The sequence below is a fragment of the Rhodococcus sp. P-2 genome (assembly GCF_016598535.1).
Classification (GTDB): domain Bacteria; phylum Actinomycetota; class Actinomycetes; order Mycobacteriales; family Mycobacteriaceae; genus Rhodococcus_F; species Rhodococcus_F baikonurensis.
This window is the reverse complement of record NZ_CP066779.1, coordinates 3,813,880-3,827,870: the sequence shown is the minus strand read 5'-3', so window position 1 is coordinate 3,827,870 and position 13,991 is coordinate 3,813,880. Positions and strand designations below refer to the sequence as shown.

Sequence of the window (13,991 nt, the reverse complement as noted above, 5' to 3'; positions counted from 1 at the left end):
TTTCGCTAGATCTTCTTGTTGGATTCTTCTCGAGGCTCCGAACGTCGAATGACGATGTCGCCGTAGCTGGTTTGTGCCCGGACGTCCACTCGGCGTTCGGACGACGCCGGACCGTGTGTGGCATTCATCTGGTTGTCCACACGACCGAAGGATGTATGAGCGTCGAATCGCGCGGCCGTTCCGGATCGAACACCGATATGGATTCGTCCGGCGGCCGTCTTTGCGGATACGACTCCACTCTCGATGCTCTCGAAACGAATGTCGCCGTTGGCAGTTGCGGCGCTAGCGTCGGATTCTGCGTGCTCCACGGCGACGCTGCCGTTGGCGGTCTTGGCCTTCAGCGCGCCGGTGATCGTACCGATGTTGATGTCGCCGTTGGAGTTCTTGACCTCCGCGTTGCCGTCGACGCGGCCGATGCGGATGCTTCCGGACCCGGTGCTCGTGTCGATGTCACCGGCGACGTGCTCGACGGTGATCGCCCCGGCCCCGGTGCTGACGTTGAGCGGTCCGGTGGTGTCCAGGGTGCAATCGCCGGCCGAGACCTTCACGCGTGAGCGGCCGAGGGTGCCGTCGGTACGCAGGCTGGCAACTGCGGCAGTACCTTCGAGTCCCGAGCCCGAGGGGAGCTGAACGGAGATGTCGACAGATCCGGTCTTCCCGAAAATTCCGAGGCCACGCTGTTTCGGAGTCTTGATCTGCAGCCGGCCACCCGCGAATTCGACGCGCGTTTGTTCGGCGACTCGAATGTCGACCTCGCGAGACGAGTTGCTGGGCAACACTTCCACGACAGTGTCGTTGCGGTCGCTCGCTGCGATCCGGATGTGTCCGACTGCTACGTCGAAGTTCAAGGTGATGGGGTCAGGTGTGCTGTATGTGGGCATGGTGATACTCCCGATGAGGTTGTCTCGGTTGATGAAAGGGGTCGAGCGAAAGTTGGATCCGGTGTCAGTGCACCCAGCCGGTGAAGCTCTCGGAACCTTGGGATGCGCGTTGTCGCGGAGAGCTTCTGTGTGTGCCGCCTTCCAGAGCCGTCGCGGCCGAGCGAACCAGCCACGCGTTGACGGAGATCCCGGCTTCCCGGGCCGCCGCCTCGATCCGGTCTTTGAGGTCTTGCCCCAGCCGCAGGTTGATTCGAGTCATCGAGGCGTCGTCGGACTCCGTGACGAGCCGCGGTGCCGGAGTCGGTTCCTCTTCGACGGGGGCCGGAGCCGGTTCACTGATGGCCGGTGCCACGACGAATTCGGGTTCGCGTCCCCGCAGGCGCAGGTCCACCGAGCCCGGTGCGAGGTCACGCGTGATCTCGGCAGCCGCTGCGGACAATGCGTCGAGGAGGGTGAGGCGCACCGCTGATTCCAACGGTGCGGTCAGACGATCGGCGAGTGCCTTTGCGTCTTCCCCGCCCGCTTCGGCCGCCACCGCGAGTTCGTGGCGAAGGTTGTCTACGTACGGTGTCAAGTCCATGGCACCACTATGGCACCACTTTGGTGCCATGACAATAGTTTGATGGCACATTCGTGTGGATTTGATGAGAAGTGGCAGGTCATCGAGGTGGTTTGCGGATCGATTCTCGGCAGACTGGCACACTTGTAAGGGTGAGTCCTGCCGAAACCAAACGTCGCCGCCGTATCGTGCTTTGGATTGCCGGGGTGCTCGGCTTCGTCATCGTGGTCGGTGCGGTTGCCGTCGCAGTCGCGCCTTCGCGGTATCTGCCCTGGGACACCGCCGAGTTCCCGACGGTCGATGCCGGTGCGGTGACTTCGGATCAGGCTCGTGTGCTCGACCTACTCCGGTCCGAGCACGAGAATGACCGGCCGGGCACCTTCTATTCCGACGGTATCGACGAAGAGTGGTGCGCAGACTTTGTCAGCTGGATCATGAGGGAAGCGGGTCGACCGTTGTCGAACCCGAACTCCGGAAGCTGGCGCATCCCGGGGGTGTACACGTTGCAGGAGTACTACCAGGGGATCGGCGCGTACGCCGAGAACGGCAGTGGGTACACACCGAACGTGGGTGATGTGGTGATCTACGACAGTTCGAGATGGGTCGGCCAGCACACCAATATCGTTGTGGCAGTGGATGGTGGCTCGGCGATCACGGTCGGCGGCAACGAGTTCGGCAAGGTGCGGGTGCATGATCTGGACTGGCAGTCCGACTCCGCCGTCGTGGGATTCGGAAAACTTCACCCCTGATCGTTGCTGTTCGGGGCCAGCGCGAACCATCGAGCTGATGCACGTGCCTCGCCGCCGGCGTCGATGTGCAGCGTGTTCGTGCCGGTTTGCACGCTCACCTGCTCTCCCCTCTTGATGGGCTGGGTGTACTCGAGGATTGCGCGAAAGGGTCCGCTTCGTAGTTCGTCGGGCAGCACATCTTCGACGGGTTGCCAGTAGATCGCGTTGTTCACGTGATCGAAGGGGTCGAAATCGCTCGAGCGTAACGGGAATGGCGTCTCCGTCGAAGGTGTCGTTGTGGATTCCGGGTCGATCCACCGACGCCAGTGGAGATGCTGGTCCACGGCCGTCGACGCAAGAGCGGCGGTGAACTTTTCACTGATGGTGGCCGGCATTCCCGTCTTCGGATCGATGTTGATCCAGAACGCCTCCGTTTCGATCAATCCGCCGCCGTCGGACCTGATGCGAACTCGCATCGAACACCACTTGCTCGACAGGCCGGAACACCAACGCTGCAAATGAACTCGATCCGGCCAGACGACCGGTTCGAATACGTCGATCACCGTTCTTCGTACCATCCAGAGCGGATGGGTATCCATGGCGCCGCGGTCGACGAGGTTGTCGAAGCCTGCGTCTTGGAGGTAACGCGCGATCGCGTCGAGGCGCAGGCTTCTGTCGGTGTGAATGTCTCCTGTTCGCACCGGCCACGAGACTTGGAAGACGCTGCCGGTTTCCGGCAACTCCGGCATCGCTATGTGATCGTCGGCTTTTGTACGGTTCATCGGATGCGGGCTCCCGCTGATCGAAGTCTGGTCGGTGTCGTTCCAGGCTTGCGTTACCCGATGGCTGGATCTTGAACCATTGGAGTTCACTCTTTTCTGAATACAGCTTTCGATGTACTGTCGTTCGTATGGATGTCGAGGGCATGAATGTGGTGACCAATGTGGCGGTGCTTGCGAGGTTCGGGCATGCACTGTCCGACGAGACTCGAACACGGATACTGCTCGAGCTGAAGACCGCGCCCCGGTATCCGTCGGACCTCGCCGACACGCTGGAGGTGACCAGGCAGAAGCTGTCCAACCATCTGGCCTGTCTACGCGGCTGTGGTTTGGTGGTGGCCGTCCCGGAAGGGCGTCGCACGCGATACGAACTCGCCGACGCACATATCGGTCAGGCGCTCGACGACCTACTCGGGGTCGTACTCGCCGTGGATCCGTCGTTCTGCCCGGACAGCGAATCAGAGGGGTGCTGCTGATGGCTACGCCCGTTGACGGTGTCGGTCTCTCGACTGCCCGACGAGCGCTGTTGTCGAGAAGAATACGCATCTTCGTGGCGATCACGATCAGCTACAACGTCGTCGAGGCGATCATTGCGCTGGCGGAGGGCACGCGGGTGTCGTCTGCGGCCCTGTTCGGGTTCGGTCTTGATTCCGTGATCGAAGTATCCTCGGCGGCAGCGGTTGCCTGGCAGTTTTCGGCCCCGGATCCCGCGAGCCGCGAGAAGACGGCGCTACGCGTGATCGCATTCTCGTTCTTCGGGCTCGCTGCGTATGTCTCGTTCGACGCGATTCGGTCGCTGTTCGGTCTGGGGGAGGCCGAGCACACCACCGTCGGAATAGTCTTGGCTGCAGTCAGTTTGGCGATCATGCCGGCCCTGTCCTACGCGCAGCGCCGAGCCGGTCGGGAGCTGGGTTCCCTTTCGGCGGTCGCGGACTCGAAGCAGACTCTGCTCTGCACGTACCTCTCTGCGGTCTTGCTGGTCGGTTTGCTGCTCAACTCGGTGCTCGGCTGGTCGTGGGCGGATCCGATTGCGGCACTGGTGATCGCCGTCATCGCGGTGAAAGAAGGCATCAACGCGTGGAAGGGCGATCCGTGCTGCCCGGTTGTGGCGGTGCCCGAGAGCGGTGACGAGTGCGACTGTTGTTGAGTGAGCACGGGTTCTGTCGAGTGAACACACTCTGCGCTGCTTCAGCAGAGGGTGCTCACTCGATGAAAGGGGTGTCGGCTTCTACCCGTACTCGTCACGGCCACCTCGTCCGTTCTTCGGAGCGAGGCCGAGTGTTCGTCCATGTCGAGTTCGAGATCGAAGATCACCGCAGGTGGAGCGTGGATATCGGTGATCACGACTACGGTGTGCTGCACAGTGCCAGTCTGCCAATGTTGGTTTGCGACGCCGGCAAGCGGGTACGGGCCGATGACCTGCGGTTCATCCGCGACGGGTGATGCTTTCGCTTTCCAGCCCCTCGAGACTGAGTAAGGGAAGTGCATTCTGTCGAAAGGAACGCTGATGACTGCTCCACCGCGGGAACCCGCGAATCACCCTGTCCGGCAGGGTTTCGCGGTAGGTACGACGTTTGCAGCAGCGATTCTGCTGCTCACCGCAGGCATTGTCGCTCTGCTTCAGGGCATCGCGGCTGTCGCAGACAACAATCTGTTTGTCGTGGGTATCAACTACACGTACAAGTTCGACATCACGACGTGGGGTTGGATCCACATCATCTTGGGCATCATCGGGATCGTGGTGGCTCTGGGCCTCTTCACGGGTGCAGTGTGGGCCAGGGCGGCGGCAATAGTCATTGCGTCGCTCTCGATCATCGCCAACTTCTTGTGGATGCCGTACTACCCGTTGTGGTCGATCCTGGTCATCGCGCTCGATGTCGTTGTGATCTGGGCCGTCGCTACTTGGGATACAGACAGAGTCTAGGCACCGAACAACTCGAGGGCAGTTGGTCCCGACCGAATCGACTCGGTCGGGACCATCGCTCGTGCGCGGAGACGATCCGACGGACGGGCGGCTCGGATCAGTCCGGGAGCCTTCGCAGTTCGGCGACGGTCAACCCGAGGGAATCCAGGCGGGCCATGATGCTTCGCATGGCCGTGTGGTCCGCGACGGGTCCGTACAAACTGGTGAATCCGCCGGCCGCACTGGCAACACTGAGGTCGGGAAATGCGGCCTTGACACGGTCCGACACTTCGCCGTCGATGAGGAATTGATACCGAGTGGGAGCATTCATCAGTGTCCGCTCCATTTCGTAGGGCCGTGAGGTTCGGACCCGCCCCGCGCCGAGTCTCGAAAACAGGTGTCGTCAAGTGCAATCGGCGTCGCTGCTCGATCCAGGACTCCGCATCCGTGAGATCCAGTCTTACTCGCGCATGCTCCTCGGGCTTCATCCCCTACGGGTGAATGTCGCCACGGTTCTGTTCATCCTTTTCGTGTGAGGCTGCGCAGGGCCCCCGCCCCTAGTGTCGACCGGGAGAGAGAAGAGGTCGGCATGGGATCTGTCATCGGGGATCTGTTACCCCTCGCGGTCGGCGTCGCGGTATCGCCGATCCCGATCATCGCTGCAATCTTGATGTTGTTGTCCAAGCGAGCCGGCAGCACGAGCGTCGGGTTCGCTCTGGGCTGGATACTCGGAATCGTTGTCGCCACTGTGATCTTCGTGCTCTTGTCCAGCAAGCTCGGCGACTCCGAAGGTGATCCGTCGGCGACGGTCTCGTGGATCAAGCTGGCGTTGGGAGTGTTACTTCTTGCGTTCGGAGCGAAGCAATGGCGCGGACGCGGAGGCGAGCACGAAACCCCGAAGTGGATGCAAGCCATCGACGACATGACCGCTGCCAAAGGCCTCGGCTTGGGCTTCGCTCTGGCTGCGATCAATCCGAAGAATCTGATGATGTGTATCGCGGCCGGAATCTCGATCGGATCCGCTTCGCTTGGATCCGGAGAAGTTGTTGTCGCCATTCTGGTTTTCACGATCATCGCGGCCTCGACAGTGTGTGTGCCTGTGATCGGTTACCTCGTTGCCGCGGAGCGACTGCGCGGTCCGCTGGCCAAGCTGAAGGTGTGGTTGCAGGACAACAACGCCACGGTGATGAGTGTGTTGATCCTGGTTATCGGTGTTGTTCTCATCGGTAAGGGCATCGGCGGTCTCTGACAACTGGAGGTAGGTATGGGATCGTTGCTACTGCAACAGATCCCGCTGGCGCTCGGGATCATCATGAGCCCGCTGGCGGTGGTTGCCGTTGTTGCCGTGCTCTTTTCCGAACGAGCGCGGATCAACAGCATCGCGTACCTGATCGGGTGGTATCTCGGAATAGTTGTCGCGCTGGCGGGCGCATACATCATTTTGACGGCCCTTCAAGTGCACCAGCGAACTCACCCCCCGTTGTGGGTGCCCATCCTCCATCTCGTTCTCGGCGCGACTCTGCTGGCGGGAGCCTGGTTCGTCTACACACGCAGCCGCCGCGGAGTCCAGGCCATGGCGGCGGCCGTCGCACCCGGCGACGTGGTCGCCGCCGCCCCGCAGCTGCCGAAAATGCTCCAGTCGGTAGAGCATTTCCGGCCGATGCGATCAGGGGCGTTGGGTTTCGCGCTGTTCGTCCTCAACCCCATCGACATGTCATGTGCCATCGCCGCCGCCATGAATCTGCGGCTCAGCACTGTGGAACCCACGTCGCAGATCGTCTCGGCCGTGATCTTCTCGCTGGTGTCCGTGACCTCGGTTGCGGTGCCCGTCGCCCTCCTTCTGATCAAGAAGGACGAGGCAACCGAACCGTTGCAGAAGATCCGCACCTGGATAGCCACCAACACGCACTTGCTGAACGTCGGGCTTCTCGTCCTGATCGCGGCGATGCAGATCAGTAAAGGGGTGCAAGGACTATGAGTGCTCCGCACACACGGACGTGGTGGGTCTTCGGATCGCTCTCCGACTACCAGCGCGGCTGGCTCCGCCCCGACATCATTGCCGGCCTCACCGTGTGGGCCGTCCTCGTTCCCGAAGCGCTCGCGTACGCCACCATCGCCGGAGTTCCGCCGGTAGTCGGGCTCTATGCTGCAGTTCCGTCACTGATTCTGTATGCAGCAGCAGGTAGTTCGCGACACCTGATCGTCGGGCCGATGTCGGCGACCGCAGCGTTGTCCGCGGCGATGATCGCGCCACTGGCTTCGGGAAACGACGGCCGATTCATCGCGCTGTCGGCCGCATTGGCAATCGTGACCGGGCTCGTGGGTCTGCTGGCAGGATTCATGCGCCTCGGCTTCATCGCCTCCTTCATCTCCGAGCCGGTTCTGAAGGGATTCATCGTGGGTCTCGCGCTCACGATCATCATCGGTCAAGTACCCAAACTTCTGGGCGTGGAGAAGGGGGAGGGAAACTTCTTCGTCCAGGCGTGGACAGTGGTGAAGGAACTGGGTGAGGTCGACGGACCGACGGTGATCATCGGATTGCTCAGCCTGGCAATGGTCCTGGGCGTCAAGCGATGGCTTCCGCTGGTACCGGGTTCGCTCCTCGTCGTGCTGCTGGGCATCACCGCAGTCGCGTTGTTCGGCCTCGACGATCGCGGCATCGACATCGTCGGGCACATCGACTCGGGACTGCCGTCGATGGGTCTGCCGAGTGGTGTGGGAGCCGAGGACTATCTCGATCTGGTCGGACCGGCAGTCGGCGTTCTGCTCATCGGATTCGCCGAAGGTCTGGGTGCTGCAAAAACATACGCGGCCAAGGCGGGGTACACGATCGACGCCAATCGTGAACTCGCTGGACTGGGTGCGGCCAATCTCGGATCGGGTCTGTGCTCCGGAATGGTGGTCAACGGCAGCCTCTCGAAGACCGCTGTCAACGGGGGCGCGGGCGCCAAATCTCAGGTCAGCGGACTGGTGGTCGCTGCACTGACACTGTTGACACTGCTGTTTCTGACCGGCTTGTTCGAGAAGTTGCCGGAGGCGACGCTCTCCGCCGTGGTCATCGCCGCCGTGATCGAGCTGGTCGATTTCTCCTCTCTCGCAGCGCTGTACCGGGTCTGGACGAAGAGGTTGGGCAGCATCTACGGCCACGCCGCGCGGGCCGATTTCGCCGCAGCGATCGCGGCGATGTTCGGAGTTCTCCTGTTCGACACCTTGCCCGGTTTGATCATCGGAATTGCCGTCTCGATGTTGCTGCTCCTCTATCGAGTCTCCAAACCGCATGTGGCAGCTCTGGCCAAGGACGGCACGCGCTGGGTCGACGCCAGCGGTCACCCCGATCTGAGGACACTCGACGGCATCGTGGTGGTCAGGGTGGAATCCGGGCTGTTCTTCGCCAATGCCGATCACGTGCGTGATCAGATCACCGGCCTGGTGACCGCGGGGACCACGATGGTGGTGCTCGACGCCGAAACGTCACCGTTCATCGACGTCAGCGCGGCCCAGATGTTGGCTCAGCTTCGAGACTCGTTGGCTCGCAAGAACGTGAGCTTCCGTGTAGCCCGAGACATCGGACAGTTCCGCGACGTTCTGTCCGGTGCTGACCGGGGCGCGCTGAAGGTCGACGTCTATCCGACGGTGTCGCAGGCGCTTGCCGGTGGAGGCGGCACCTCAGCGTGAGGTTCGGAGCCAGATGCCCAGCGGGCCGGAATCTTTGGCCACCGATCCGACGATCGACGACGCGACAACCACGATGGCCGAGAAGACGAACAGCCAGCCGATGACGGTGAACATCACGCCCAGGAGGCCGAACTCGTCCTGAGAGGTCTTGGTCATACGGGGCAGGAAAAGGGTGCCTGCCACGTGCAGTCCGCTCAGACCCGTCGCGGTGAGCAACCCGGACCCGACGCACATACGAGTGGTCATGCGATTAGCGGTCAACAGCATCGGCACGGCAGTCCAGACGAGCGCCCACACCACGTAGACCGCAACAAATTCCAGGAGTCTGCCCACCCCCGGCACACCGTTCAGTTCTCGGCACAGGGCCGCCCCGACCACCGATGTCGCCACGACGAACACGACCGCTATCCAACGCCACGCCTGACGAAGCGTCGCAGTCGGCACGCTCCAGATGCGCCCGTACATCCGGCCGAGAGCGCGAGCGTAGGACGTGGAACTGATCAGCAGCATGAGCAAACCGACGATTCCGAACGCGGCCGCAGTGGAGGTGTTGATGATTTGGGCGTCGGGTAGTTGGACCCCGAGGTCGTCCTTGGCGGCGTCGGCCAACGGCTTCAGTTTCTCCAGGGTGGACGCCGCGATCATGACCGGGAGCAAGGACGTGAAGGCTTGAGCTGCCAGAGTCATGGCGCTGTCGACGAGACCGACTTCGAAAACATCGACGGTTGCATCGGTCGCCAGGCGACGGCTCGGTGTGCGTCTTGCCCACACCATCAAGCGATCGCGCGAGTCGGAGTACAGCTTCGGGAGCATGGAAGCAGTCTTGCTCAGATGAGACCGCCGCGTCGCGCAGCCTTGAGCGCGTCGCGTCGGTTGCTCACTTCCAACTTGCGATAGATCCCGCGAAGGTGCGTCTTGATCGTGTTGACCGAGAGGAACAGCGTGTCGGCGATCGACTCCGTGGTGTCTCCCGAAGCCAGTTCGCGTAGCACGGTGTACTCACCCGGGGTGAGGACCGGCGCACTCACCAGCTCTTGTGGGCGTACTCGATTGCGTACCTGTTCGGCAAAAACTTCCTGATCTCCGAAATGTCCACTGAACTCGTCGAATATCGGCCGCAGGGCTGTTCCGTAGTCGAGGAAGGGCCGCAGGAGGCCACCGGTTTCTGCGGCGTGGAGAGCTTTGTGAAGAGAGCGAAAAGACTTGCGTTCGTGACCTGTTGCGGCGTGGATCCCCGCCTCGAGTGTCCAGGCGTAGACGTGATGCGCAAGCAGCGGCGCTTCGGAGGTTGCGAGAGCTTCGGAGACTTCGGCGAGGGCTTCTGCGAACTTGTTGGCAGAGAACGCGACGGCACCTCGTGCGAGATGTATCTCGGAGGTCTCGCCGAACCGCTCGGCCGCATCGCGTACGAGTCGGCCGGCCCATTCCACTTCGCCGACCGACAAGCAGGCGTTGACCACGGGCGGTAGGAGTGCGAGGGTCGCCATCGCGAAGGTGCGTAGTTCGACAGCACTGAGCATGGCGTCGCGAATGTCGGCGGCAGTCGACCGTCGGTCGGCCGCGTCGTCGAGGCTGTGAAGCCCGAAGGTCACGACGGTATGCCAACCGAACACTGGCGCGCTGGCGCCGAGAACGTCTGTGCTCCGGTAGTTTCCGATGGTGGGGATGCGGTACGGAAGATCACCCGTGGCGCAGAGGTACGCCGCGAAGGCGACCACCGACGCGGACAACTCGTATTCCGCTGTCGTCGTGATTCGGTGTTCGATCGCGTAGTCGAGAGCGTAGGTGGAATGCGCTCTCATCGCCCCGATGTCGCCGCTGAGGGAAGCGACATACCCCAATCCGGTCAGTGACTTCAGGACGAATCGCGACCGGCCCCGTAGCGCCCCGAGGGCTGCGGCCTGGGTGTACTCGACAGTCGCCTTTTCGAACTCGCGCCGGAGCAAGTGCGCCGTCGCCAATTCGAGGTGTACGTACGCCTCGACGTCGGAGTGGGTGCTGTTCGGGCGTCGCTGCAGGCGTGACACCAATGGTTGGTTGTCGGAAGTTGCCGAAACGCAGGAGATTTCCAGGCTCATCGCCAGGAACAGCGGATCGTCTGCAATGGGGGGATGAGTTGCCTCGAGGAGGTCGAGACATGTCGTAGCCGAGGTCACGTCACCGGAATGGAGGGCAGCCGCTGCCAGAATCAGTCGGGTGATCGGGGATTCCGAGACCTGCGTCGGGGCGGATTCGAGGACTCGCACGACGTCACCGCTGTGACCGTCGAGCACGAGCCCCAGCCCGCAGCGTTCGAGAAACGCGAGAATGCGGCACGGGTCTCCGATCGACACCTTGAGTTCGAGCGCCTCGAGTTCGAGATGATGGCTTTCGTACCAGGTTGCTGCGCGCACGTGTGCGCGCTTCCTCTCGACGTGATCGACGCGGCGGAACTCTGCCCGAAGGTGTTCGCGCAGTAGCGGGTGATAGCTGAACCAGGTCGTGTGGTCGGCGGAATCGGTACGGGTCACGGGGAAGTTGAACTGAATCAGAGAGTCGATCTCGGATCGTGCGTTCGAATCGGTCAGAGTTTCCGCCAGTGGAGCGGAGAACGAATCGACTATCGATGTCCGCAGCATGAACGAGGTGATGTGTTCGGGTAAGGACGTCAGCACCTCGTCGACCAGGAAATCGGCGATCGGCCGTGGTGTGTGCGTGAATTCGTCCAGCGCGTCGGCGATGTCATTGCGGCCGGCCAGAAACGCTGCGGTGAGGCGAACGACTGCACCCCACCCCTTGGTGAAGTCTTCGACGATTGCCAACTCGTCTTCGCCCAACATGATGTCGTATTCACCGAACATCGTAGTGATCTCGGACCGGTCGAAAGCGAGATCGGTGGATGCGAAGCGGGTGAGTCGGCCGTCCAGAGCCAAACGATGCCACGTGAGAGGTGGTTCGTATCGTGCGGCGACGATGATCGACAGATTGCCTGGGGTGTGAGTGAGTATCCGATCGAGAAGACTGATCGACAGTGGATCGTGAAGTGTGTGAACGTCGTCGAGGATCAGCGTCGTTCGACGATCGTGCGTTTCGAGAGTTTCGGCGAAATGCGCGAGCCATTGCTCCACCGGTCGCCTGGATCCCGTTTGCGCGGGAAGCCTCCGGCCGGTCGGATCGATAGGCGTGGCGATTGCTTCGGCCAGGGATTCACACAGCACCGAAACGTTGTTGTCGCGCTCGGCGAGAGTCAACCAGGCCAGGTCCGCATCGGGGGAAGCGCGAGAATACTCGCGCGCCCAATCCGCCAGCAGCAAGGTCTTCCCGGCACCGGCCGGGGCGGACAGCAACCCCACGGGTCCAGGGCCGACGCCATCGGCAGCGGTGGACGCGGTGAGTTTGCGATGCAGGCGCGGACGCGGGACCAGTCCTTTAACGGCCGACGGCGGGTGAAAGCGACCGTTGATCGGGGCGCCGGGCACGCGCGCACGCTCACCGCGCGAAGACGCATCGAGCGTCACTGCAGCGGCATCACGAAATGGGCTGCTCATCCGACTCCTGTTCGACTGGCTCCACTGGACGTGACCGCTGGATCGAAATTTTGAACGAGTTAGATGATGTGAAACTACCCAATTCGGACACCAAATAAGCGCCCAAGTAAGAAATTCGGACCAAAGTCCCTGATTTAGCGAGTCTTGAGTTCGATCTCCACGAAGACGGCTTCCGCGCCCGACGCGTTGGTGACGTCGTGCACCGTGCCCGCGGTTCCCTGGTACGACTGACCGGGAGTTTGAGTCATCTCGCGGGTGGAACCATCGGCATCGGACACGACGAATCGGCCGCCGGTGACCGGCACGACGATGTAGTCGTACTCGTGTCGATGGCGTCCGGTGGCACTGCCGTCGGCCGGAAAGCGCCACGAGGTGACGCGCACACGATCGTCGTCGAGACCGATGGTCGGTTCTGCTGCGCTCATGTGTCCTTCTGCTCCTTCGGTGTGACGCCGTGCAGAAGTATGTCCGGCATCCGTTCGACGAGGGGAGCGGAGTCGGTTTCGGGCATCAGCATTCTCAGGACCATCGTGCCGCCGACGATGAACAGCATCGTTGCCTGAGCGTCCCGCATCGCGTCGGCATCACCGCCGCCACGGTTCAGCATCTGCGCGAGCATGGCGATGCCGGGGCCACCGAACTCCGACCACAATGTCGACGGCAGGTCGCCGCGCTCCGCGAATGCGGAAAGCAGGCCGGGCAGTGCAGCCTTCACCTCGGGCTTTGCAAAGAGTTCCAGGGTGTAGTTACACGAGGCCCGTACCCATTCTTCGGGATCTGTGGCGTCTGCGACGGGCGGAGACTCGTCGACCCAGCCGAAGACTGCTTCGAAAACCAGGTGAGTCTTGGACGGCCACCGACGGTACAGAGCGGGCTTGCCGACGCCTGCGCGCTCGGAGATCGCCACCATCGTCGTCTTGTCCCAGCCGACCTCGGCGAGCAACTCGCGTGCCGCGGCCAGGGCTGAATCACCGATGGCGGGATCGCGGGGCCTTCCGCGTAGCCGTTCGGTGTCCTCGTCCGGGGTGAGGTTGTCTGGGGCGACTTCTTCGAAATCCATTGTGAATAGCGTAACGCAGTGTTACGTTTCTCCATATTCGTAACACGGCGTTACGTTATCCATCGGGTGCCCTGTGGAGGTGCGCGTCATGACTCAATTGCTCGAAGATTCGACCGTGGTGATTTCCGGCGTCGGAACCGGCCTGGGGCGTGAAATCGCATTGGCTGCAGTCCGTGACGGGGCCAACGTAGTACTCGGCGCGAGAACCGAAGAGAATTTGAAATCCGTCTGTGAGGAGATCGATCCGACCGGTGCTCACGTCGCCTACTCGGTGACGGACATCGCCGATCCGGAGTCGTGCTCACGGTTGATCGCCACCGCCACAGAACGTTTCGGGCGAGTAGACGCGTTGGTCAACGTCGCAGCCAAGGAGGACGTGTTCGGTGGGCTCGAAGGTGCCGATCTGAGTGCCTGGAAGGCCATGTTGGACGTCAACGTCATCGGAACTCTCACTTTGACGCAGGCGGCGCTACCGGAATTGAAGAAGCGCGGCGGCGCCGTCGTCATGATCGGCTCGCAGGCCATGTTTCATCCTCAGTTGCCGCAATCGGCATACGCGACGTCCAAAGGTGCGCTGTATGCAGCGATGTGGTCGCTGGCAAAAGAACTGGGACAGTATCGAATCCGAGTCAACACCGTGGTCCCGACCTGGATGTGGGGACCGCCGGTACAGCTGTACGTCGGGCTCGCGGCCGCCGACCGTCGGGTCCCCGAAGAAGACATCATCGCCGAGATCAGCAAGAACATGCCGCTCGGTGAAATCCCGGCAGACGACGACGTAGCGGACGCCGTGGTCTTCTTCGCCTCCAATCGCGCCCGGATGTTGACCGGGCAGACGCTTTTCGTCAACGGCGGCGAGTTCTTTCGCTGACCGTCTAT

The 13,991-nt window shown here is 62.1% G+C and carries 17 protein-coding genes; 8 read left to right on the top strand and 9 right to left on the bottom strand.

The window, feature by feature from the left end; translation table 11 throughout:
* Positions 1-5: 5 nt before the first annotated feature.
* Together I7X09_RS18195 and I7X09_RS18190 are read right to left on the bottom strand one after the other, a co-directional pair.
* Positions 6-881 (bottom strand): DUF4097 family beta strand repeat-containing protein, encoded by an 876-nt coding sequence (locus I7X09_RS18195; protein ID WP_095972308.1) that lies wholly within the window; start codon positions 879-881, stop codon positions 6-8.
* A gap of 64 nt (positions 882-945) precedes the next feature.
* Entirely contained in the window at positions 946-1,461 is a 516-nt protein-coding gene (locus I7X09_RS18190) for a toxin-antitoxin system HicB family antitoxin (protein ID WP_200313208.1), read from the bottom strand.
* A gap of 131 nt (positions 1,462-1,592) precedes the next feature.
* On the opposite strand from I7X09_RS18190, the gene I7X09_RS18185 reads away from it, so the two are divergent.
* Positions 1,593-2,189 carry a CHAP domain-containing protein gene (locus I7X09_RS18185; protein WP_200313207.1) on the top strand — a complete coding sequence of 199 codons (597 nt, stop codon included), beginning with the start codon at positions 1,593-1,595 and terminating at the stop codon, positions 2,187-2,189.
* Here I7X09_RS18185 and I7X09_RS18180 read toward each other — a convergent pair.
* Positions 2,180-2,950 (bottom strand): acyl-[acyl-carrier-protein] thioesterase, encoded by a 771-nt coding sequence (locus tag I7X09_RS18180; RefSeq protein WP_200313206.1) that lies wholly within the window; start codon positions 2,948-2,950, stop codon positions 2,180-2,182. The genes I7X09_RS18185 and I7X09_RS18180 overlap by 10 nt on opposite strands.
* Before the next feature lie 128 nt (positions 2,951-3,078).
* On the opposite strand from I7X09_RS18180, the gene I7X09_RS18175 reads away from it, so the two are divergent.
* Both I7X09_RS18175 and I7X09_RS18170 read left to right on the top strand, forming a co-directional pair.
* Positions 3,079-3,423, top strand: a complete 345-nt coding sequence (locus I7X09_RS18175; protein WP_200313205.1) for an ArsR/SmtB family transcription factor — start codon at positions 3,079-3,081, stop codon at positions 3,421-3,423.
* Positions 3,423-4,094, top strand: coding sequence for a cation transporter (locus tag I7X09_RS18170; RefSeq protein WP_200313204.1), 672 nt, complete (start codon positions 3,423-3,425; stop codon positions 4,092-4,094). Before I7X09_RS18175 ends, I7X09_RS18170 begins: the two co-directional genes overlap by 1 nt.
* 41 nt (positions 4,095-4,135) lie before the next feature.
* On the opposite strand, the gene I7X09_RS18165 is transcribed toward I7X09_RS18170, so the two are convergent.
* Positions 4,136-4,309, bottom strand: coding sequence for a hypothetical protein (locus tag I7X09_RS18165; protein ID WP_200313203.1), 174 nt, complete (start codon positions 4,307-4,309; stop codon positions 4,136-4,138).
* A 145-nt stretch (positions 4,310-4,454) separates the two neighbouring features.
* Between I7X09_RS18165 and I7X09_RS18160 the strand changes: the two genes are divergently transcribed.
* On the top strand, positions 4,455-4,871 hold the full coding sequence (locus I7X09_RS18160) for a DUF7144 family membrane protein (RefSeq protein ID WP_020909554.1): 417 nt from the start codon (positions 4,455-4,457) through the stop codon (positions 4,869-4,871).
* Between the two features lie 97 nt (positions 4,872-4,968).
* Here I7X09_RS18160 and I7X09_RS18155 read toward each other — a convergent pair whose 3' ends face one another.
* Complete coding sequence (locus tag I7X09_RS18155; protein WP_095972384.1) at positions 4,969-5,181, bottom strand: hypothetical protein; 213 nt, start codon at positions 5,179-5,181, stop codon at positions 4,969-4,971.
* 258 nt (positions 5,182-5,439) lie between these two features.
* Here I7X09_RS18155 and I7X09_RS18150 point away from each other — a divergent pair, with 258 nt between their 5' ends.
* Genes I7X09_RS18150 through I7X09_RS18140 form a run of 3 tightly spaced genes read left to right on the top strand, consistent with a single transcriptional unit; the run spans position 5,440 to position 8,525 of the window.
* Positions 5,440-6,099, top strand: coding sequence for a GAP family protein (locus tag I7X09_RS18150; protein ID WP_095972315.1), 660 nt, complete (start codon positions 5,440-5,442; stop codon positions 6,097-6,099).
* Positions 6,100-6,114: 15 nt separating this feature from the next.
* Positions 6,115-6,828, top strand: a complete 714-nt coding sequence (locus I7X09_RS18145) for a GAP family protein (RefSeq protein ID WP_166809872.1) — start codon at positions 6,115-6,117, stop codon at positions 6,826-6,828.
* Positions 6,825-8,525, top strand: a complete 1,701-nt coding sequence (locus I7X09_RS18140) for a SulP family inorganic anion transporter (RefSeq protein WP_166809871.1) — start codon at positions 6,825-6,827, stop codon at positions 8,523-8,525. The genes I7X09_RS18145 and I7X09_RS18140 overlap by 4 nt, the downstream gene beginning before the upstream one ends.
* Here the strand turns inward: I7X09_RS18140 and I7X09_RS18135 are convergent.
* From I7X09_RS18135 to I7X09_RS29675, 4 genes are all read right to left on the bottom strand, one after another.
* On the bottom strand, positions 8,517-9,338 hold the full coding sequence (locus tag I7X09_RS18135) for a hypothetical protein (protein ID WP_124568007.1): 822 nt from the start codon (positions 9,336-9,338) through the stop codon (positions 8,517-8,519). The two genes, I7X09_RS18140 and I7X09_RS18135, sit on opposite strands and share 9 nt — an antisense overlap.
* Before the next feature lie 14 nt (positions 9,339-9,352).
* Entirely contained in the window at positions 9,353-12,052 is a 2,700-nt protein-coding gene (locus I7X09_RS18130) for a LuxR C-terminal-related transcriptional regulator (RefSeq protein WP_200313202.1), read from the bottom strand.
* A 134-nt stretch (positions 12,053-12,186) separates the two neighbouring features.
* Positions 12,187-12,477 (bottom strand): cupin domain-containing protein, encoded by a 291-nt coding sequence (locus I7X09_RS18125; protein ID WP_200313201.1) that lies wholly within the window; start codon positions 12,475-12,477, stop codon positions 12,187-12,189.
* Entirely contained in the window at positions 12,474-13,112 is a 639-nt protein-coding gene (locus I7X09_RS29675; RefSeq protein ID WP_200313200.1) for a TetR/AcrR family transcriptional regulator, read from the bottom strand. Before I7X09_RS29675 ends, I7X09_RS18125 begins: the two co-directional genes overlap by 4 nt.
* Positions 13,113-13,200: 88 nt before the next feature.
* On the opposite strand from I7X09_RS29675, the gene I7X09_RS18115 reads away from it, so the two are divergent.
* Positions 13,201-13,983, top strand: coding sequence for an SDR family oxidoreductase (locus I7X09_RS18115; protein WP_124568011.1), 783 nt, complete (start codon positions 13,201-13,203; stop codon positions 13,981-13,983).
* The last annotated feature ends 8 nt before the right edge of the window (positions 13,984-13,991 follow it).